The sequence below is a fragment of the Streptomyces sp. NPDC002619 genome (genome assembly GCF_042889305.1).
GTDB lineage: Bacteria > Actinomycetota > Actinomycetes > Streptomycetales > Streptomycetaceae > Streptomyces.
Window position 1 is genome coordinate 236,526 of the sequence record NZ_JBIAQV010000002.1, and the last position, 17,867, is coordinate 254,392.

At 68.8% G+C, this 17,867-nt stretch carries 17 protein-coding genes; 6 read left to right on the top strand and 11 right to left on the bottom strand.

Going from position 1 to position 17,867, the window contains the following annotated elements; translation table 11 throughout:
* Positions 1 to 47: 47 nt before the first annotated feature.
* Positions 48 to 461 (top strand): pyridoxamine 5'-phosphate oxidase family protein, encoded by a 414-nt coding sequence (locus ACFYXB_RS05200; RefSeq protein WP_389577887.1) that lies wholly within the window; start codon positions 48 to 50, stop codon positions 459 to 461.
* Between the two features lie 168 nt (positions 462 to 629).
* Here the strand turns inward: ACFYXB_RS05200 and ACFYXB_RS05205 are convergent, their stop codons facing one another.
* On the bottom strand, positions 630 to 926 hold the full coding sequence (locus ACFYXB_RS05205; RefSeq protein WP_389578635.1) for a (2Fe-2S)-binding protein: 297 nt from the start codon (positions 924 to 926) through the stop codon (positions 630 to 632).
* A 339-nt stretch (positions 927 to 1,265) separates the two neighbouring features.
* On the opposite strand from ACFYXB_RS05205, the gene ACFYXB_RS05210 reads away from it, so the two are divergent.
* A complete protein-coding gene (locus ACFYXB_RS05210; RefSeq protein ID WP_389577889.1) occupies positions 1,266 to 2,303 on the top strand; it encodes a helix-turn-helix transcriptional regulator in 1,038 nt (345 codons plus the stop codon).
* Between the two features lie 12 nt (positions 2,304 to 2,315).
* On the opposite strand, the gene ACFYXB_RS05215 is transcribed toward ACFYXB_RS05210, so the two are convergent.
* The gene (locus tag ACFYXB_RS05215) at positions 2,316 to 3,362 is read right to left on the bottom strand and encodes a LuxR C-terminal-related transcriptional regulator (RefSeq protein ID WP_389577892.1); all 1,047 of its coding nucleotides are present in this window, start codon (positions 3,360 to 3,362) and stop codon (positions 2,316 to 2,318) included.
* 270 nt (positions 3,363 to 3,632) lie between these two features.
* Positions 3,633 to 4,739 carry a sugar ABC transporter substrate-binding protein gene (locus tag ACFYXB_RS05220; RefSeq protein WP_389577895.1) on the bottom strand — a complete coding sequence of 369 codons (1,107 nt, stop codon included), beginning with the start codon at positions 4,737 to 4,739 and terminating at the stop codon, positions 3,633 to 3,635.
* A 433-nt stretch (positions 4,740 to 5,172) separates the two neighbouring features.
* Here ACFYXB_RS05220 and ACFYXB_RS05225 point away from each other — a divergent pair, with 433 nt between their 5' ends.
* On the top strand, positions 5,173 to 6,858 hold the full coding sequence (locus ACFYXB_RS05225; RefSeq protein WP_389577897.1) for a PA14 domain-containing protein: 1,686 nt from the start codon (positions 5,173 to 5,175) through the stop codon (positions 6,856 to 6,858).
* 54 nt (positions 6,859 to 6,912) lie between these two features.
* Here ACFYXB_RS05225 and ACFYXB_RS05230 read toward each other — a convergent pair whose 3' ends face one another.
* The 5 genes from ACFYXB_RS05230 to ACFYXB_RS05250 all read right to left on the bottom strand — a co-directional run bounded on the left by ACFYXB_RS05230 (position 6,913) and on the right by ACFYXB_RS05250 (position 12,218).
* Positions 6,913 to 7,365, bottom strand: coding sequence for a heat shock protein transcriptional repressor HspR (locus tag ACFYXB_RS05230; protein ID WP_351359663.1), 453 nt, complete (start codon positions 7,363 to 7,365; stop codon positions 6,913 to 6,915).
* A 5-nt stretch (positions 7,366 to 7,370) separates the two neighbouring features.
* Positions 7,371 to 8,552 (bottom strand): molecular chaperone DnaJ, encoded by a 1,182-nt coding sequence (gene dnaJ, locus ACFYXB_RS05235; RefSeq protein WP_351359666.1) that lies wholly within the window; start codon positions 8,550 to 8,552, stop codon positions 7,371 to 7,373.
* Between the two features lie 57 nt (positions 8,553 to 8,609).
* Entirely contained in the window at positions 8,610 to 9,272 is a 663-nt protein-coding gene (gene grpE, locus ACFYXB_RS05240) for a nucleotide exchange factor GrpE (protein ID WP_351359669.1), read from the bottom strand.
* A complete protein-coding gene (dnaK, locus tag ACFYXB_RS05245; protein WP_351359672.1) occupies positions 9,269 to 11,104 on the bottom strand; it encodes a molecular chaperone DnaK in 1,836 nt (611 codons plus the stop codon). The genes grpE and dnaK overlap by 4 nt, the downstream gene beginning before the upstream one ends.
* A gap of 94 nt (positions 11,105 to 11,198) precedes the next feature.
* A complete protein-coding gene (locus ACFYXB_RS05250; RefSeq protein ID WP_389577902.1) occupies positions 11,199 to 12,218 on the bottom strand; it encodes an MraY family glycosyltransferase in 1,020 nt (339 codons plus the stop codon).
* Between the two features lie 203 nt (positions 12,219 to 12,421).
* Between ACFYXB_RS05250 and ACFYXB_RS05255 the strand changes: the two genes are divergently transcribed.
* Positions 12,422 to 14,704 (top strand): (Fe-S)-binding protein, encoded by a 2,283-nt coding sequence (locus tag ACFYXB_RS05255; protein ID WP_388501318.1) that lies wholly within the window; start codon positions 12,422 to 12,424, stop codon positions 14,702 to 14,704.
* 87 nt (positions 14,705 to 14,791) lie between these two features.
* A complete protein-coding gene (locus ACFYXB_RS05260) occupies positions 14,792 to 15,640 on the top strand; it encodes a hypothetical protein (protein WP_389577905.1) in 849 nt (282 codons plus the stop codon).
* A 10-nt stretch (positions 15,641 to 15,650) separates the two neighbouring features.
* Here ACFYXB_RS05260 and ACFYXB_RS05265 read toward each other — a convergent pair whose 3' ends face one another.
* Positions 15,651 to 15,929, bottom strand: coding sequence for a hypothetical protein (locus ACFYXB_RS05265; protein WP_389577908.1), 279 nt, complete (start codon positions 15,927 to 15,929; stop codon positions 15,651 to 15,653).
* A gap of 283 nt (positions 15,930 to 16,212) precedes the next feature.
* Here ACFYXB_RS05265 and ACFYXB_RS05270 point away from each other — a divergent pair, with 283 nt between their 5' ends.
* On the top strand, positions 16,213 to 16,467 hold the full coding sequence (locus tag ACFYXB_RS05270; protein ID WP_388501328.1) for a GntR family transcriptional regulator: 255 nt from the start codon (positions 16,213 to 16,215) through the stop codon (positions 16,465 to 16,467).
* A 39-nt stretch (positions 16,468 to 16,506) separates the two neighbouring features.
* Here ACFYXB_RS05270 and ACFYXB_RS05275 read toward each other — a convergent pair whose 3' ends face one another.
* Both ACFYXB_RS05275 and ACFYXB_RS05280 read right to left on the bottom strand, forming a co-directional pair.
* On the bottom strand, positions 16,507 to 16,851 hold the full coding sequence (locus ACFYXB_RS05275) for an antibiotic biosynthesis monooxygenase family protein (RefSeq protein ID WP_389577912.1): 345 nt from the start codon (positions 16,849 to 16,851) through the stop codon (positions 16,507 to 16,509).
* Between the two features lie 74 nt (positions 16,852 to 16,925).
* Positions 16,926 to 17,720, bottom strand: a complete 795-nt coding sequence (locus tag ACFYXB_RS05280; RefSeq protein WP_389577915.1) for an SDR family NAD(P)-dependent oxidoreductase — start codon at positions 17,718 to 17,720, stop codon at positions 16,926 to 16,928.
* Positions 17,721 to 17,867 lie beyond the last annotated feature (147 nt).

The window sequence follows — 17,867 nt, forward strand, 5'->3', positions numbered from 1 at the left end:
CCACTCAAGGTAGGTGCAGGGGGCCATCTCGGGCTAGCTTCCGGGGCATGAGCAGACACTCGCTGGACCCGGGCGCCCCGGACGCGTCGTACCTCGCCTTCTGGCGGGAACGCCACCTGTGCACCCTGACGACGCTCCGCCCGGACGGCAGCCCGCACGTGGTCCCCGTCGGAGTGACGTACGACCCGCAGGCGCGGCTGGCGCGGGTCATCACGAACAAGGCGAGCGCGAAGGCGGCCCACGTGCTGGCGGCGGGAGAGGCGGGTGCGCGCGTCGCCGTCTGCCAGGTGGACGGCCGGCGCTGGGCGACCCTGGAGGGGCACGCCTTCGTCCGCACGGACCCGGCGCGGGTCGCGGAAGCGGAACGGCGTTACGCCGAGCGCTACGAGAGGCACCCTTCGCCCAACCCGTCCCGGGTGGTGATCGAGATCGAGCTGGAGCGGGCGCTGGGGAGGGGCTGAAGACTTTCGGCCACGCTTTTGGCCACCATGAACTTTCAGCCACTGTCAAAACGCGTCGATACCCCGAAATATCCCCAAAAACTGCAGCGGCGTCACCGTGTTCAGGTCACGGTGACGCCGCTGCGGGGGGGAAGTACCTGAGCGATCTGTTACAACGGGGGAATCGCGTCAGGCACTGCGGGGGGTGGCCGAGATGGTTCGCACGTCGGAGATCTCCGGCTCAGCCAGCCGGTGGTCCCGTTGGTCCAGATTCACAAAGATCATTCCGTACCGGATGGTGCAGCGCACGGGCTGCGGCGCCCCACGCGGCTTCCGTAGGCACCGGTACGCCCGTACGTCCTCGTCCTCGTCGCGTGTGACGACGACCGGCTCACCGAACACGGTCACCATCAAGGAGTCACCGCTGTGGGGGATGGCGGTGGCCAGGTCGATGAAGTGCCAGCCCGAGCGGTAGGCGGTCGCCATCTCACGGCGGAAGGATCGGTCGTCGGGAGGGATGCTCACGTCAGCTCCCGGCTCCGTCGGCCGGCGGGATCGGCCACGTCGTGTTGTCCGTACCCGTGGTCGTCGCCGAGATGCTGGGCCACGTGGTGTTCGCCCGAACGTCGCCGTTCGCGCCGGAGAAGGCACTCCAGGCACCCACGGCCACAACGGCAGAGAAGGCGGCGACAAGCACCGAGCGAAGCATTTTCCTACGCATAATCGGCTTCGTCCTCACTTGAAAGGTCCCCTTTCCCCCGTCGAGTACGACGATGGCTCATTCGGACACGTCATGGCCACACAATCGGTGCATCATGTTCCTGCATGTTCAGGACCCTGGGGGGTGGAGATTTGACAACGAATCGCATAAAAGCGACACATCCCCATGCGGTGACGGAACTGTGTGAGGACGGTGGCCGCATTTATGCCACAGCTCTACGCGCCGGTCGCGTCGCCCGCGCGGATGCCGAGGTCGCGCCGTGCCTCCTGGAGTTCCCGCTGCTCCACCCGGATCCGGACGACCCGGACTGGCTGCGCCCGGTCCCCCCGGCCGTCGCCCTCGCCCACCAGCTGGCCCCGATCGAGCGCGAGATAACCGACCGCCGGCGTCTGTCGACCGAACTCGCCGACGCCTTCCAGCCGTTCCTCACGCTCAGCACTCAGGCGACCACGACCAGCGACTCCATCATCGTCCTGGAGGGCGGCGACCGTATCAACGCGGCGCTCAATCTGGCGACCGAGCAGTGCCAGACGGAAGTGCTCACGGTCCAGCCGAGCGACCGCGTGTCCGAGGCGAGCGTGCTGCGCGGCCTGGAGCGCGACCGGCCCCTCATCGACCGCGGCGTCCGCATCCGCACCCTGTACCAGCACACGGCCCGCCACAGCCCCGGGAAGCTCGCCTACTCCGCCTATTTCGCCGACGGCAAGGCGGAGTACCGCACCATCGACGAACTCGTCGAGCGGCTGATCATCTGCGACGAGACCGTGGCCTTCATCCCCATCAGCGAGGACCAGCAGATCGCGCTGGAACTGCGCCAACCGGGCCTGGTCCGCTATCTGATCAAGGTCTTCGAGTTCATGTGGACCCGAGCGGTTCCCCTGAACAACGACGGCCCCTACGAGAACGCCCGCGACGGCATCACCGACATCCAGCACTCCATAGCCAAGCTGCTCGTCGAGGGCCACGTCGACGAGGCCATAGCGCGCCGCCTGGGCATGAACGTGCGCACATGCCGTGCCCACATAGCCAAACTGGCGCAGGCCCTGGGCAGCGGCAGCCGGGCCCAACTCGGCTATCTCATCGCCCAGTCGGGGATCCTCAACCAGGACACCGCGATCCTGGGCCAGGACGGGCCTAAGTAGGCGCTCTGCGGCTCAGCGCACGCTCGGGGACCCCTGGTCGGGAATGCCGATCGCGGTCTCCCCGGCGCCGCGCGGCGCCCCGTCCAGGCCCACCTGTGCTATCCGCACGCCCAGTTGGGTGCGGCTCGCCGCGCCGAGCGTCTCCGACAGCCGGGCGATGTGGGCACGGCACGTCCGCACGCTGATGCCGAGCCGCTCGGCGATCACCGCGTCCTGATGCCCCTCCGCCAGGAGCGCCGCGATGGACTGCTCGCGGTGCGAGATGCCCTCGATGCCGGTGTCGGGAAGGGCGGCCGTGAGCGGGATCGCGAGGCGCCACAGCCGCTCGAAGACCGTCACCAGATACTCGACGAGTGCGGGGTGGCGCAGTTCGAGGGCCATCGTGCGGTCGGCGTTCGCGGGGATGAAGGCCACCGTGCGGTCGAAGAGGATCAGCCGGTCGATGACCTCGTCGAGGGTACGGGCCTCGACCGCGTCGCCCATCAGCTCCAGGTAGTTGAGCAGCCCCTGGCCGTGCCGGGCCACGTGCGTGTACAGGTCGCGCATCCGCACGCCGCGGCCACGCAACGCCAGCGCCCGGTGCAGGCCCTCGGTGAGCTCGGCCTCCCGCCGGATGCCGCCGGGCTGCACCGTGAGCACCTCGCTGGTGCAGGCGTCGGTCGCCTCGTCCATGGCCGCCTGGATCCGGCTCAGCCCGTCCAGGACCCGGATCGACGTGCCCTCCGCCGCAGCCGACGCCGAGGCCTGGAGCCGGCGGCCGAGACCCGCGTACCGCTCGAAGGCCGCGACCGCCGAGCCCACCCGCCGCTGGCTCTCGCTGACCTCGTCGTAGACCCCGCGCAGCAGCCGGGTCATGACCTCCTGCGGCGAGGTCGGCACCAGCCAGTCCATGGCGTCGGGGTCGGGGTGCAGCAGGGCCAGTTCAAGCAGGCAGGGCACCGGCCCGGCGTCCGTGCGCGGCACCCGTCCCCGGCATACGGCCCGGGAGTACACGCGCTCCCCGGCCTCGCACAGTCGGTCGGCACCGTGGGGATGCTCCTGCGTCCCGTGCCCGGCCATCGCCCATTCCACCCCCGGTTGCTGCCACTTCCGTGGCGCAACTATGCGCGGACGATTCCGGCTCCGCAACACGGCTTCCCGCGCCAGGACCGCCGTAAAGTGCCGTTATTTCCCGCTTCCTCCTGGCCTCATGCCCTTCCTTTTGCAACAAGCTGACGGGAGTGGCCGGAACCCGACGGAGCGTGGCGGGCGGACCGCCGGAGGTGGCGGCGCGAGTTCACGCCGGTGGCGTGAACTCGCGCCTGGCGGAAGTTAATACTGCGGACCGGACTACTTGAGGCCGAGGGCGTCGCAGGCGGCCTGGTACTTGGCCGTGCAGATGTCGGAGACCTTGTAGATCCCGTCCGCGACGACCGTGTCCTTGATGGTGCTCTTCGTCAGCGCGCTCACCTGCACCAGCTGGGCCGGGATGCCCTTGGTGGTGGGGCTGTCGACCTTGTCCCGGGTGAGGGCGTCGAACTGGATGTCCTTGCCCTGGACCTTGGCGACGGCCATCTCGGCGGCGGCCTGGGCCTCGTCCGGGTAGGACTTGTACACGCTCATGTACTGCTCGCCGGAGACGATCCGCTGCACCGCGTCCAGCTCCGCGTCCTGACCGGTGATCGGCGGCAGGGTGGTGACGCCGGCGGCCTTGAGGGCCTTGATGATGCCGCCCGCCATGCCGTCGTTGGCGGAGTAGACGCCGGCGATGTTGTCCTTGCCGATGGAGTTGATCGCCTGGGTCATGTTGGCCTCGGCGTTCTCCGGCTTCCAGTCCTTGGTGTCGAACTTCGCCGCGATCGTCACCTTGCCGTTCAGCTCGGAGAGGGCGCCCTCCTTGAACTGCTTGGCGTTGGGGTCGGTCGGCGAGCCGTTCATCATGACGATCTTGTCGGAGGTGTCGGCGTTCGCGCCGAGCCCCTCGAGCAGCGTACGGCCCTGCACCTCGCCGACGAGTTCGTTGTCGAAGGAGATGTACGCGTCGATCGGCCCCTCGGCCAGCCGGTCGTAGGCGATGACCGGAATACCCGCGTCCTTGGCCTTCTTCACCTGGCCGGCGATGGCGTGCGCGTCGACCGCGTCGAGCAGGATGACGTCGACGTGGTCGTCGATCATCTGCTGCATCTGGCCGGCCTGCTTCGCCGCGTCCGCGTCGGCGTTGGCGTACTCGACCTTGCCCTGCTTTCTGGTGAGTTCGGCGACCTTGTCCTTGATGATGGGGTAGTCGAACTTGCCGTACCGCGTGTTCGCCGTCTCGGGCAGCAGCAGCCCCACCGTGACGTCATTGCCCTTCGTCGGGCTCGCGTCGCCGGACCCCCCCGTCGCGTTGAGGACGCCGCAACCGGCGAGCGAGAGGACCATCGAGGATGCTGCCACGGATATGGCGATACGACGCATTCGGAGGCTCACTTCAGGTGCGTTTTGGACGTGGGGGCTGCTTTACGGCCCAGATGACTGAAAAGCCAACGCGCCAGCAACACCCGGCGTCAAGCGGAACTACTTAACGAGTGCGCAACACCACGCTCCGCTGCACTTATGGAGGTTGAGCGGAACCCCCTCCAAACACCCTTTACGGACCCTACATCCAAGAGGAGTTCACGAAACCGGGGAAGGACTTCGCCGGACGCCGGCGCGAACCCGGCCGCCGCACGGACCAGTTCCAGCTCCTGGAGGTCCACCGCGGCACCGCCGCTCTGATGCCGCCCCCAGGCGTTCCCGCCCCACCAGGAAGCCCAAAGGAAGGCAAAGATTCGTACAACCAACTCCCTCCCCCGCGAGTCATGATCGGCGGCTGCCATGTGCGCCGCCCCCGACTCGACCAGAGGACCGAATGAACCCAGCCAGACGCGCGGTGGCCACGGCCGCCGTGCTCTCCGCCACCGGCGCCCTGCTGAGCGCGGTCACCGTCCCCGCCTCCGCCGCCACGAGCTGCACCTCGCCGGTCTACAAACGCCAGTTCTTCGCGAACACCACCTTCTCCGGCACCCCGAAGAAGACGGACTGCGACTCCACGATCAGCGAGAACTGGCGCACCGGCGCCCCCGCCACCGGCCTGCCCAAGGACAACTTCAGCGTCCGCTGGACCGTGACCCGCGACTTCGGCTCGGGCGGCCCCTTCGCCCTGCCTGTCACCACCCAGGACGGCATCCGGGTGTACCTGGACGGCGTCCGCAAGGTCGACCTGTGGAAGAACGTGTCGTCGACGGTCTCCAAGACCGTCAACGTCACCATCCCCTCCGGCAAGCACAGCCTCCGCGTCGACTACGTCAACTGGACCGGCACGGCCAACGTCTCGTTCGCGTACCTGCCCCGCACCTCCGCCACCGTCGACAAGGTCAAACCCCTCACCCCGACCGGGACTTCGGTGACCTACGACAAGACGACGGGTGCGGCCAAGCTCACCTGGGCCAAGAACAAGGAGATGGACCTCGCCGGGTATCGGGTCTACCGGCGTCTGAAAGGCACGTCGTTCGGCAGCACGCCGCTCCGCACGACCACCTCCACGTCGTACGTCGACTCCTCCCTGCCGAAGACCGGTGAGACCTACTACTACGAGGTCCGCGCCTACGACAAGGCGGGCAACACGTCGGCCGGCACGGCGGACCAGGGCGTCACCACCGCCGACCGGACGCCGACCGCCGCGCCCGGCGGGCTGACCGCCGACTCCGGGACGGGCGGGCTGCGGATCGCCTGGGACCGGGTCACGGACGCGGTGTCCTACCGGGTCTACCGGGCGACGAGCGCGAACGGCGCCTACACCAAGGTCGGCAGCACGGACCAGACGTCCTACCTGGACACCTCGGCCGTCGAGGGCGCCACCTCGTACTACCGCGTGACGGCCCTCGACGCGGCGGGCAACGAGTCGGCGCCGGCCGCCCTCAGCGCCAAGCGCTACGACCTCACCCCGCCGTCCGCCGTCACCGGGTTGACCGCTACCCCGACCGAGTACGGCTTCGCCCTGCACTGGGACGCCAATCAGACGCCCGACCTGGCGCGGTACGTCGTCTACGCGGGCGAGATCCTGGGCGACGACGAGGAGAAGGTCTGCTCCGTCCACGAGGTCGAGTGGCTGTGGACCGAGACCACCTCGTACGCGTACCGCACCCTGCCGGACGGCGAGGACCGGTGCTTCTTCGTCGATGCCGTCGACGACGACTGGAACTCCCACTACGAGTGGACGCGCGCGCCCGAGGTCGTGACCGCCACCGAGCTCGACACCACGCCCGGCGTGGCCACGCCCGAGGGTTCACCGATCGAGCTGACGGCGTTCGTCGGCGGGGAGGGCGCGGCGCCCGCCGCGCTGTCCTGGAACGCGGTGACCGACGCCACCGGCTACCAGGTCTACCGCTGGAACCCCGACACCGCGGCGTACGAGAAGCTGGCGGCCACCTCGCAGGAGTCGTACGAGGACACCACCGCCACCAAGGGCACCACCCACTACTACTGGGTGACGGCCGTGTACGCGGACGGCACCGAGTCGGCGCCCGGCGCCGACTACGTGGTCCTGGCGCCGTGAGCACGCGAAGGAGCCGGGAGGTCGTGAAACCTCCCGGCTCCTTCGCCGGTGCCGTCAGTCGGACTGCTGCTGCCGCTTCGGCCGCCACACCACCAGCGCGCTGGTCTGCTGGACCTCCTGGTACGGCACCAGGTCGCGCCGGTAGGAGGCGTGCACCGCGGCCTCGCGCTGTTGCATCGCCGCCGCGGCGCCGTCCAGGGCCGACTGCAGTTCCGCCACGCGGGACTGCAGCGCGGCGACCTGGTTCTCCAGTTCGATGATGCGCTTGATTCCGGCCAGGTTGATGCCCTCGTCCTGCGACAACGCCTGCACCTGGCGGAGCAGTTCGATGTCGCGGGCCGAGTAGCGCCGGCCCCGGCCCGCGGTGCGGTCCGGGGAGACCAGGCCCAGGCGGTCGTACTGACGCAGCGTCTGCGGGTGCAGACCGGAGAGCTGGGCCGCCACCGAGATGACGTAGACCGGGGTCTCCTCGGTCATTTCGTACGGGTTACGCCGACGGCCGTCCATCACTCTCAAGCTCCCTTCGCGGCCTCGAACAGCTCAGAACGCGGATCCTCGCCCGTGGTCGCCTCGCGATACGCCTCGAGCGCGTCACGAGCCTTCCCCGACAAGTCCTTCGGAACACTCACCTCGACGGTGACCAACAGGTCGCCGCGAGTGCCGTCCTTGCGGACCGCGCCCTTGCCCCGCGCCCGCATGGTGCGGCCGTTGGGCGTGCCCGGGGGCAGCTTCAGGGTGACGGCGGGGCCGCCGAGCGTCGGGACCCGGACCTCACCGCCGAGGGCCGCCTCCGCGAACGTCACCGGCACCGTCACCGTCAGGTTGTCGCCCTTGCGCCCGAACACCGGGTGCTCGCCGACGTGCACGACGACGTACAGATCGCCCGCCGGACCGCCTCGCTCGCCCGGAGCGCCCTTGCCGCGCAGCCGGATCCGCTGACCGTCCGTCACCCCCGCGGGGATGCGGACCTGCATGGTCCGGGACGACTTGGCACGGCCGCTGCCCTTGCACTCCATGCAGGGGTGCTCGGCGATCAGCCCGCGCCCCTTGCAGTCGGGGCACGGGTCGGTCAGCGAGAAGCCGCCGCCCGAACCCCGGGCCACCTGGCCGGTGCCGACGCAGGTCGGGCACACGCGCGGTGTGCCGTTCTTGTCGCCGGTGCCGGAGCAGGCCTTGCACGGGGCCTGCGAGGACATCCGCAGCGGCACCGTGGCGCCCTCGATGGCCTCCGTGAAGCTCAGCGTGACCTCGGACTCGATGTCCTGGCCGCGCTTGGGCTGCGTACGCGTGCCCGCCGTGCCGCCCCGGTTGAACAGGCCCCCCAGGACGTCACCGAACCCGCCGCCGAAGCCGCCGCTCTGGGCGCCCCCGCCCGAGCCGCCGCCTCCGAAGAGGTCGCCCAGGTCGAAGTTGAAGTTGCCGCCGCCCGCGCCCGGCCCCGGGCGGAACCCGCCGTTGCCGAAGAGGGCGCGTGCCTCGTCGTACTCCTTGCGCTTCTTGGGGTCGCCGAGTATGTCGTTCGCCTCGGAGATCTCCTTGAAGCGCTCCTCGGCCTTGGCGTTGCCCTTGTTGGCGTCCGGGTGGAACTCGCGGGCGAGCTTCCGGTACGCCTTCTTGATCTCGGCCTCGGTGGCGTCCTTGGGGACGCCGAGGACCTTGTAGTAGTCCTTCTCGATGAAGTCCTTGGTGCTCATCCCCGACGTCCCTCCTTTCGTACGGACTTCTGTACAGACTTCCGTGCGGTTGCTACGTCAGCCCTCCTCCGGGCCACCGTTCTCCTTGTCGCCGGCCGCCGGGGCCTCGTCGGCCCCCTCGGCCTTCGCCTGCTGCGCGCCGGGCTGCGGTTCGGCGACGGCCACCCGCGCGGGGCGGATGGTGCGCTCGCCGATGCGATACCCGGGCTGCAGAATCGCCACGCACGTCGTCTCGGTGACGCCCGGCGCGTACGAGTGCATCAGGGCCTCGTGGATCGTCGGGTCGAAGGGCTCGCCCTCCTTGCCGAACTGCTGCAGGCCCATCTTGGCCGCGACGGTCTCCGTCGACTCGGCGACGGACTTGAAACCGCCGACAAGCTCGCCGTGTTCCCGGGCGCGGCCGATGTCGTCGAGCACGGGCAGGAGTTCGGTCAGGAGGTTCGCGATGGCGACCTCCCGGACCGCGATCCGGTCGCGCTCGACACGGCGTCGGTAGTTCTGGAACTCGGCCTGGAGGCGCTGGAGGTCCGCCGTACGCTCGTTGAGCGCCGTGCGCACCTGGTCCAGCTGGGCGACCAGGCCAGCGGTCTGACTAGCGTCCCCGGCCGGGGCCGCCGCCTCCTCCGCAGAGGGGGAGGCGGCCTGCGGCTCGGCGTCATCGGGGGTGGCGCCGGAGGGGACGTCGGGCTTCTCCTCGAAGCCCGGGGTCTCCTCCGTCACGCGGCACCGTCCTTGCGCTCGTCGTCCACGATCTCGGCGTCCACCACGTCGTCGTCGGCCCGCGGGGCCTCGGCGCCGCCGGCGGCGGCCTGGGAGGCCTGCGCGTCGGCGTACATCGCCTGGCCCAGCTTCTGGGAGACGGCGGCGACCTTCTCCGTGGCCGTGCGGATCTCGGCGGTGTCCTCGCCCTTGAGCGCGGCCTTCAGCTCCTCGATCGACGCCTCGACCTCGGTCTTGATCTCGCCCGGGACCTTGTCCTCGTTGTCCTTGAGGAACTTCTCCGTCTGGTAGACGAGCTGCTCGCCCTGGTTGCGGGTCTCGGCGGCCTCGCGGCGGCGGTGGTCCTCCTCCGCGTACTGCTCGGCCTCCTGGCGCATCCGGTCGACCTCGTCCTTCGGGAGCGAGGAGCCGCCGGTGACGGTCATCTTCTGCTCCTTGCCCGTGCCCAGGTCCTTCGCGGTCACGTGCATGATGCCGTTGGCGTCGATGTCGAAGGCGACCTCGATCTGCGGGACGCCACGCGGGGCCGGCGGCAGACCGGTCAGCTCGAACATGCCGAGCTTCTTGTTGTACGCCGCGATCTCGCGCTCACCCTGGTAGACCTGGATCTGCACGGACGGCTGGTTGTCCTCGGCCGTCGTGAAGATCTCCGAACGCTTCGTCGGGATCGTGGTGTTGCGCTCGATGAGCTTGGTCATGATGCCGCCCTTGGTCTCGATACCGAGGGACAGCGGGGTGACGTCGAGAAGCAGGACGTCCTTGACCTCGCCCTTGAGGACACCGGCCTGGAGAGCGGCGCCGATGGCGACGACCTCGTCCGGGTTCACACCCTTGTTGGCGTCCTTGCCGCCGGTCAGCTCCTTGACGAGCTCGGCGACGGCGGGCATGCGGGTGGAGCCACCGACGAGAACGACGTGGTCGATCTCGGAGAGGCTGATACCGGCGTCCTTGATGACGTTGTGGAACGGCGTCTTGCAGCGCTCCAGCAGGTCCGCGGTCAGCTGCTGGAACTGGGCGCGGGTGAGCTTCTCGTCCAGGTGCAGCGGGCCCTCGGCGGACGCCGTGATGTAGGGCAGGTTGATCGAGGTCTCGGTGGAGCTCGACAGCTCGATCTTCGCCTTCTCGGCAGCCTCGCGCAGACGCTGCAGAGCCATCTTGTCCCTGCTCAGGTCCACGCCGTGGCCGGACTGGAACTGCTTGACCAGGAAGTCGACGATGCGCTGGTCCCAGTCGTCACCACCGAGGTGGTTGTCGCCGTTGGTGGCCTTCACCTCGACGACGCCGTCGCCGATCTCGAGGAGGGACACGTCGAAGGTGCCGCCACCGAGGTCGAAGACGAGGATGATCTGCTCGTCCTTGTCGAGGCCGTACGCGAGCGCGGCCGCGGTGGGCTCGTTCACGATGCGCAGGACGTTCAGACCGGCGATCTCGCCGGCCTCCTTCGTCGCCTGACGCTCGGAGTCGTTGAAGTACGCCGGGACGGTGATGACCGCGTCGGTCACCTTCTCGCCCAGGTAGGCCTCGGCGTCGCGCTTCAGCTTCTGCAGGATGAACGCGGAGATCTGCTGCGGGTTGAAGTCCTTCCCGTCCAGGTTGATCTTCCAGTCCGTGCCCATGTGGCGCTTCACGGAGCGGATGGTCCGGTCTACGTTCGTGACCGCCTGGCGCTTGGCGACCTCGCCGACCAGCACCTCGCCGTTCTTCGCGAAGGCGACGACGGACGGCGTGGTCCTGGCACCCTCGGCGTTGGTGATGACGGTGGGCTCGCCGCCCTCCAGAACGCTGACGACGGAGTTAGTCGTGCCCAGGTCGATGCCGACCGCACGTGCCATGGTGATTTCCTCCAGCTGACTTGAGTGGAACGGACTCAAGTGTGCACGAGGCTCCGCCCTGGGTCAACAGACCTGAGTCGTCCAGACTCAATTCTTATCCGCTCCTTACACGCAACTGGGCTCTGACCTGCGACGATACGACACGTCGTGCCCCGTACACAGGAACACGAAGGAGGAGGAGCACGACCAGAAGGGCCCCACCGGCCACCCAGAGCACGTTCTCCTCGTCCGCCCAGCCGGTGTGCGCGAGCACCCCGACGAGCACCCCGGAGAACGCGCCGAGGCTGAGCAGGACAGTGGCGCCCTGCGGGGTGAGCCCGAGCCGCCGCAGCCGGTGGGCGAGATGGTCGGGCCCCGCCCGCAGCAGCGACCGCTTGGCCGTACGCCGCGACAGCACCACGAGCGCGACGTCCGCACTGCCGACGGCGGTGAGCGCGAACAGCACCCCGGAACTGGACCAGGTCCCGTACCCCGCCCGCGTGAACACGGCGGACGAGGCCAGCAGGAACCCCGCGAACAGCGACCCGCACGCACCGAGCCCGATCCGCGCGGGATGCCAGTTGTGCATCAGGAACCCGGTGAGCGCGGCGGCGAGCACACTGAGCAGCACCGCGAGCCCGTCCATCAGGTCGGCGGCGGCACAGGCCGCGACCCCGAAGGCGGTGACGACCCCGACGGTGCCGGCGAGCCCGTCGGCGTGGTCGAGGGAGCGGAAGGCGAGGGCGACGAAGACCGTCCAGCCGACGGCGAGCATCCCGGCCGGGACGCCTGTCTCGTCGTACGGCACGACGCAGGCGGCCGCGATCGCCGTACCGGCGACGAGCACCCGCGCCCGCAGCCGCCACACGTCCGCGACCAGCCCCAGCAGGGCGACCCCGGCGCCCGCGACGAGGAGTCTGCCGACGCCGGCGCCGAGCGGGGCGACCCCCGTCCAGGTGCACGTGCCCGCGACGGCACAGGTGGCGAGGACGACGGCCGCGCCACCGAGGAGCGGCACGGGCCGCTGCCGACGCCGGTCGAAGGCACGGACGCGCAGACCGGGCCCGCGGAAGAGCGCCGCGAGCAGGGCAGCGAGCAGGAGAGCGGTGGTGGCAGCGAGGATCCCGTAGAGCACGGCTACTAAAGTAGGGCGAAATGTGGCAATTCGGTACGAATAACACGATCGGATCGTGTGAAAGGTGTGTCACCGTGCAGGCAACCCTCAGCGATCCAGATCACCCCATGCCTGGCTACAGTGCGAGGAAAGATACGGGTAGTCTCAGACCGGCTGCATAAGCTACCGCTCAGTAATCTCCCTCGCAGGCCCGAGGAGCCCCCATGCAACTCGCCGCGATCATCGTGTCGCTGGTACTCGCCGTGGTCGGCGTGGCGCTGTTCGGCCGTGCCATCGCACAGATCTACCACTTCGTACGGCTCGGACAGGACGTGCCCGCGGGCAGCCGCACGGACGACTGGAAGAGCCGCACCCTCACGGTGGCGAGGGAGTTCCTCGGCCACACCCGGATGAACCGCTGGGGCATCATCGGTGTCGCCCACTGGTTCGTCGCGGTCGGCTTCTTCTCCCTGGTGCTGACCCTGATCAACGCGTTCGGCCAGCTCTTCCAGGCCGACTGGGCGCTGCCGATCATCGGCCACTGGCTGCCGTACGAGATGTTCGTCGAGTTCATCGGCACGATGACCTCGCTCGGCATCCTCACCCTCATCGTGATCCGGCAGCTGTCGCGGCCGGGCCGAGCCGGGCGCAAGTCGCGGTTCGCCGGCTCGAACACCGGTCAGGCGTACTTCGTCGAGTCCGTGATCCTGATCATCGGCCTCGCGATCATGACCCTGCGGGGTCTGGAGGGCGCGCTGGCCGACGTGCACGGCTACGAGGCGGCGTACTTCACCTCGTACCCGCTGGTCGCCGCCTTCCGGGGCCTCGATGTCACCACGCTGCAGAACCTGGTCTACCTCACGGCGATGATCAAGATCGGGACGTCGTTCGTCTGGATGATCACCGTCTCGCTGAAGACGGACATGGGTGTCGCGTGGCACCGGTTCCTGGCCTTCCCGAACATCTGGTTCAAGCGCAACGCCAAGGGCGAGACGGCCCTGGGTGCCCTGCTGCCGATGACGTCGGGCGGCAAGCCGATCGACTTCACCGACCCGGGCGAGGACGACGTCTTCGGCGTCTCCCAGGTCGAGCAGTTCTCCTGGAAGGGCCTGCTGGACTTCTCCACCTGCACCGAGTGCGGCCGCTGCCAGTCGCAGTGCCCGGCCTGGAACACGGGCAAGCCGCTCTCCCCCAAGCTGCTGATCATGTCCCTCCGTGACAACGCCCACGCCAAGGCGCCGTACCTGCTCGCGGGCGGCGGCAGGACGATGGAGGGCGAGGAGAAGGCGTCGGAGGAGCAGCTGGCGGGCGTGCCCGCGGCGGCTCTGGCGGAGGCCGAGCGCCCGCTGATCGGCACGGTCGAAGAGAACGGCGTCATCGACCCGGACGTCCTGTGGTCCTGCACCACCTGCGGCGCCTGCGTCGAGCAGTGCCCCGTCGACATCGAGCACGTCGACCACATCGTCGACATGCGCCGCTACCAGGTGATGATCGAGTCCGCGTTCCCGTCCGAGGCGGGCACGATGCTCAAGAACCTGGAGAAGAAGGGCAACCCCTGGGGCCTGGCCAAGAAGCAGCGCCTGGAGTGGACCAAGGAGGTCGACTTCGAGATCCCGGTCGTCGGCAGTGACATCGAGGACCTGTCCGAGGTCGAGTACCTGTACTGGGTCGGCTGCGCCGGCGCCCTGGAGGACCGGGCGAAGAAGACGACGAAGGCCTTCGCGGAACTCCTCCACATCGCGGGCGTCAAGTTCGCGATCATGGGCGGCGACGAGAAGTGCACGGGTGACTCGGCGCGGCGGCTCGGCAACGAGCCCCTGTTCCAGGAGCTCGGCATGGAGAACGTGGCCGCACTGAACATGGCGTTCGGCGAGTCCCTCAACGAGGAGGGCGAGGTGGACGAGTCGACGAAGAAGCCGAAGTCGGCGAAGAAGATCGTCGCCACCTGCCCGCACTGCCTGAACACGATCGGCAACGAGTACCCGCAGCTCGGCGGCGACTACGAGGTCATCCACCACACCCAGCTGCTCCAGCACCTGGTGGACGAAGGCAAGCTGATCCCGGTGACCCCGGTCGAGGGCATCATCACCTACCACGACCCCTGCTACCTGGGCCGCCACAACAAGATCTACACGCCCCCGCGCGAGATCATCGCCAACGTCCCGGGCCTGCGCAACGAGGAGATGCACCGCCACAAGGAGCGCGGCTTCTGCTGCGGCGCCGGCGGCGCGCGGATGTGGATGGAGGAGCGCATCGGCAAGCGCATCAACAACGAGCGTGTTGATGAGGCCCTGTCGTTGAACCCCGACATCGTCTCGACGGCCTGCCCGTTCTGCCTCGTCATGCTGACCGACTCGGTCAACGGCAAGAAGAACGAGGGCAAGGCGAAGGAGTCGATCCAGGTGGTCGACGTGGCCCAGCTGCTCCTGGAGTCCGTGAAGACGCCGGTCGACCCGGCGGGCGAGACGGAGTCGGCGAACGAGCCTGAGCCCGAGCCGGTGAAGTAACGGCCGTGACGCGAACGGCGCCCCCTGACCCCGGTGTACGGGTAAGGGGGCGCCGTCGTATGCGTGGTGGAACTAGCATCCACTGTCGTGGGGGAATCAAACAGCGAGGCCTTGGCAGGAGTCGTCCTGGCCAAGGGCCGTACCAGGGTGTGGGTGGAGCGGGACGCGCTGCACTGGAGTCGGGGACGTACGACCGTCACCGTGCCTGGGACGCAGATTCGTCAGGTCGAGGTCGCGGGGCAGTCGCTCACCGTGACCCTCTTCGAGGATGCGCAGGCCGGCAGGGTCATGACCCTCCGGCATCGCAATGAGGCCGTGGTCGCCGCGCTCGGCGCCGAGATCGAGGCGATCATGGCGGACGCGGGGCCCGCAGAAAACCCGCAGCCCGTCCGGCGTCGATCGGAACGCGTATGGCCCCTACGGGTGTTGGCCGGTCTGCGCGATCGGGTGCTGCACGGCAGCCCGTGGTGGCGGCGTGCCCTCTGGTACCTGGTCCTGGGGTTGCCCCTGGCTGTGTGGCTGCCCGTGGAACCCCGCTCGCTGAGTGTCTTCGCCTGGCTGTTGCTGCCGGCAAGCGTGGCCTTGCTGCGCGTATGGGCGGTCATGGCTGAGCTGGACACCTGGTGGGTGATGTGGCGACGAGGCATCACCGTGCGGGCGAGGTTCGAGGGCGACGCCAACAGCGAGGCCGCCAGCGCCTACATCGCTCACTTCCGCACGCTCGACGGCCGCGAGGTCACGGCGCGCGGGCAGATACGAGGGCGCCGGGACGAGATCCGGTACGACCCGCAAGACCCCTCTCGCGTGCTCGCGCCGACCCGCGTGGCCCGGCTGGGGGTCGCCCTGGCCGCGTTCCTGGGGCCGGGCCTCTTCGGCGTCGCCTGCGGAATCCCGGCGATCCTCTGGCTGATCAGGCTGCCTGCGCTGCTGTACTGAACAGCCCGGCTCAGTTCATCTGCTCCAGCCGCCGCCCGCTGCTCTCTGCGACGCGGAGGGCGTCATCGAGCGCCCGGTTCAAACACTCGGTGAGTAAACGGAGTTCGCCGTTCGGGATGTCCGGCAGGATCTCCCGGGCGTGCACGAGAAGTTGACCGCCCATACCGAGTTGGACGGACTCCGTGGCATCGGCCAACCGGGAGACTGGGCTGTCGCAGTCGTCGGTGACCAGAAAGCACGGCTTGCCTTCGGAGCCGGTCCACGGCAACAGGCGCGGCGGGTACGTCACGCGACCTCCAGCCCGTGGGTCCAGTACGCGGTCACGTACGGCCGTACGGCGATGTTGGCGCTGCCGTCGAGGGGCGTGTCGAGCCCGTACGGCTGCGGTGACGCGGGAGGTCGGTCACGTCATCAGTTCCATTCAGGTTTGGCTGGTGGCCACGCCCCCGGACGGCTCCACCCGTCGCGGGGGACCTTGCGTACGCCTAACTTAGCGAACTCTAGGCATGCTAGGGATCACAGGGATTCCCTGCATCGCACGGATGTGCAGGCATGCGGATGATGGTGCGGTGATGGAATTCGCTCCCGACATCCCCCGCTGGCGTCAGGTCGCCGAGATCATCCGGCGCCGCATCGCGGACGGCACGTACGCACCGCGCACCAGGGTGCCGTCCGTCGTACAGCTCACGTCGGAGTTCGGGATCGCCAACGCGACGGCACACAAGGTGCTGCGGGCGCTGCGCGAGGAAGGCCTGACCTACACGGAACCCGGCCTCGGCTCCTTCGTAGCGAAGCGCCCCGCCGACGAGTCCGAACCGTCCGCGTAGGGCCGTCCGGCGACGGGGCGCGATACGCCCGGCTCCCGACTAGGCCCCCTTGGGCCCCGCCTGCTGGACCACATCGAAGGACCACAGGGTGGACCCGGAGGCGGCGGGCTTGGGCCGCTCCCCACCCTCACCGGGACCACCGGCGCCACCGGCACCCTGGTGCGCGGACTTCATCGGCCCCTCCATCCAGGCCTGGAAGGACTCCTCGTCACGCCAGCGCGTGTACACGAGGTACTGGTCGGTGCCCTCGACGGGCCGCAGCAGCTCGAACCACTCGAACCCGTCTGAGTTCTCCACGGCGTGGGCCCGCGAAGCGAACCGCTTCTCCAACGTCTCCCGCTGCTCAGCAGGGACGGCCAGTACGTTGATCTTGACTACGCTCATGGCTCCATCCTGCCCGGGATCACCGCCCTCCGCTCCGCGACTCCCCCGGCGGAGCCGCAAGCAGTGACAACAGATCACAACGTCTTGACCTGGCCACCATCGATGGTGAACTCGGCTCCTGTGATGTTGCCGGCGAGCGGCGACGCGAGGAAGAGAACCAGATCGGCGACCTCGTGAGCTTCGGTGACTCGCCCGGTGGAGATGCCCATGCTCTGGGGCACGACCACATCGATGGCTTCCTGCGCGGTGGTGCCGGCCTGGGCCGCCGTGGCGTCGGCGAAGCCACCCGGAGCGGTCCAGAAGGGAGTGCGGACCGGTCCTGGGGCGATCGCGTTGACCCGGACGCCCTGCGGGGCGAACTCCTCGGACAGTGACTTGGTCAGGCTGGTCAGCCCGGCCTTGGCTGCGGAGTAGTCCACAACCATGGGGAAGGGCAGACGCGCGTTGATGGAACTGATGTTGATGATGGAACCCCCGTCCGCGTCCAGCAGGTGGGGAAGCGCTGCGCGGCTGGTCCGGACCGCGCTGAACAGGTTCATGTTGAAGATCCGCTGCCACTCGGCGTCGCCGATGTCCAGGAAGCTCGCGCGGGGCGTGGCGGTACCCAAGGTGTTGACCAGGATGTCGACCCTGCCGTACTGGTCCACCGCCTGCTGGACGAGTCCGTCCGGTCCGTCTGCGGTGGACAGGTCGACCGGAACTGCGGTGACGCCGTACTTCTCGTGAAGTCCTTCGAGCTCGGGAGTGATGCTCCGGCTGCCGGCGACGACGTGTGCGCCTTCACGGGCGAACGCGTCGACGATGGCGAGGCCGATGCCCTTGCTCGCCCCGGTGACGACGGCGACGTCGTCCTTGAGCTGCAGGTCCATGACGGTCCTTTTCTGGATTGTTTGCCCCTTTTGTCCAGGCTAGGCGGAACCGGCGCCGCCGGCTCAGGCGAGCGGCCGGTCCCCACCGCGGGGAGATCCCTCACCCGCTGACCGCAGAGCCCGGCCCGCCACCCCTGTCGCCGACCA

What these genes read in the sequence shown, in the direction of transcription:
- ACFYXB_RS05210 (WP_389577889.1), top strand. Translation starts at nt 1,266, where the DNA reads ATGTTCAGGACCCTGGGGGGTGGAGATTTGACAACGAATCGCATAAAA.
- ACFYXB_RS05280 (WP_389577915.1), bottom strand. Translation starts at nt 17,720, where the DNA reads ATGGACCTGCAGCTCAAGGACGACGTCGCCGTCGTCACCGGGGCGAGC.
- ACFYXB_RS05275 (WP_389577912.1), bottom strand. Translation starts at nt 16,851, where the DNA reads ATGAGCGTAGTCAAGATCAACGTACTGGCCGTCCCTGCTGAGCAGCGG.
- ACFYXB_RS05200 (WP_389577887.1), top strand. Translation starts at nt 48, where the DNA reads ATGAGCAGACACTCGCTGGACCCGGGCGCCCCGGACGCGTCGTACCTC.
- ACFYXB_RS05225 (WP_389577897.1), top strand. Translation starts at nt 5,173, where the DNA reads ATGAACCCAGCCAGACGCGCGGTGGCCACGGCCGCCGTGCTCTCCGCC.
- ACFYXB_RS05230 (WP_351359663.1), bottom strand. Translation starts at nt 7,365, where the DNA reads ATGGACGGCCGTCGGCGTAACCCGTACGAAATGACCGAGGAGACCCCG.
- dnaJ (WP_351359666.1), bottom strand. Translation starts at nt 8,552, where the DNA reads ATGAGCACCAAGGACTTCATCGAGAAGGACTACTACAAGGTCCTCGGC.
- ACFYXB_RS05270 (WP_388501328.1), top strand. Translation starts at nt 16,213, where the DNA reads ATGGAATTCGCTCCCGACATCCCCCGCTGGCGTCAGGTCGCCGAGATC.
- ACFYXB_RS05255 (WP_388501318.1), top strand. Translation starts at nt 12,422, where the DNA reads ATGCAACTCGCCGCGATCATCGTGTCGCTGGTACTCGCCGTGGTCGGC.
- ACFYXB_RS05205 (WP_389578635.1), bottom strand. Translation starts at nt 926, where the DNA reads ATGGCGACCGCCTACCGCTCGGGCTGGCACTTCATCGACCTGGCCACC.
- ACFYXB_RS05215 (WP_389577892.1), bottom strand. Translation starts at nt 3,362, where the DNA reads ATGGCCGGGCACGGGACGCAGGAGCATCCCCACGGTGCCGACCGACTG.
- ACFYXB_RS05220 (WP_389577895.1), bottom strand. Translation starts at nt 4,739, where the DNA reads ATGCGTCGTATCGCCATATCCGTGGCAGCATCCTCGATGGTCCTCTCG.
- dnaK (WP_351359672.1), bottom strand. Translation starts at nt 11,104, where the DNA reads ATGGCACGTGCGGTCGGCATCGACCTGGGCACGACTAACTCCGTCGTC.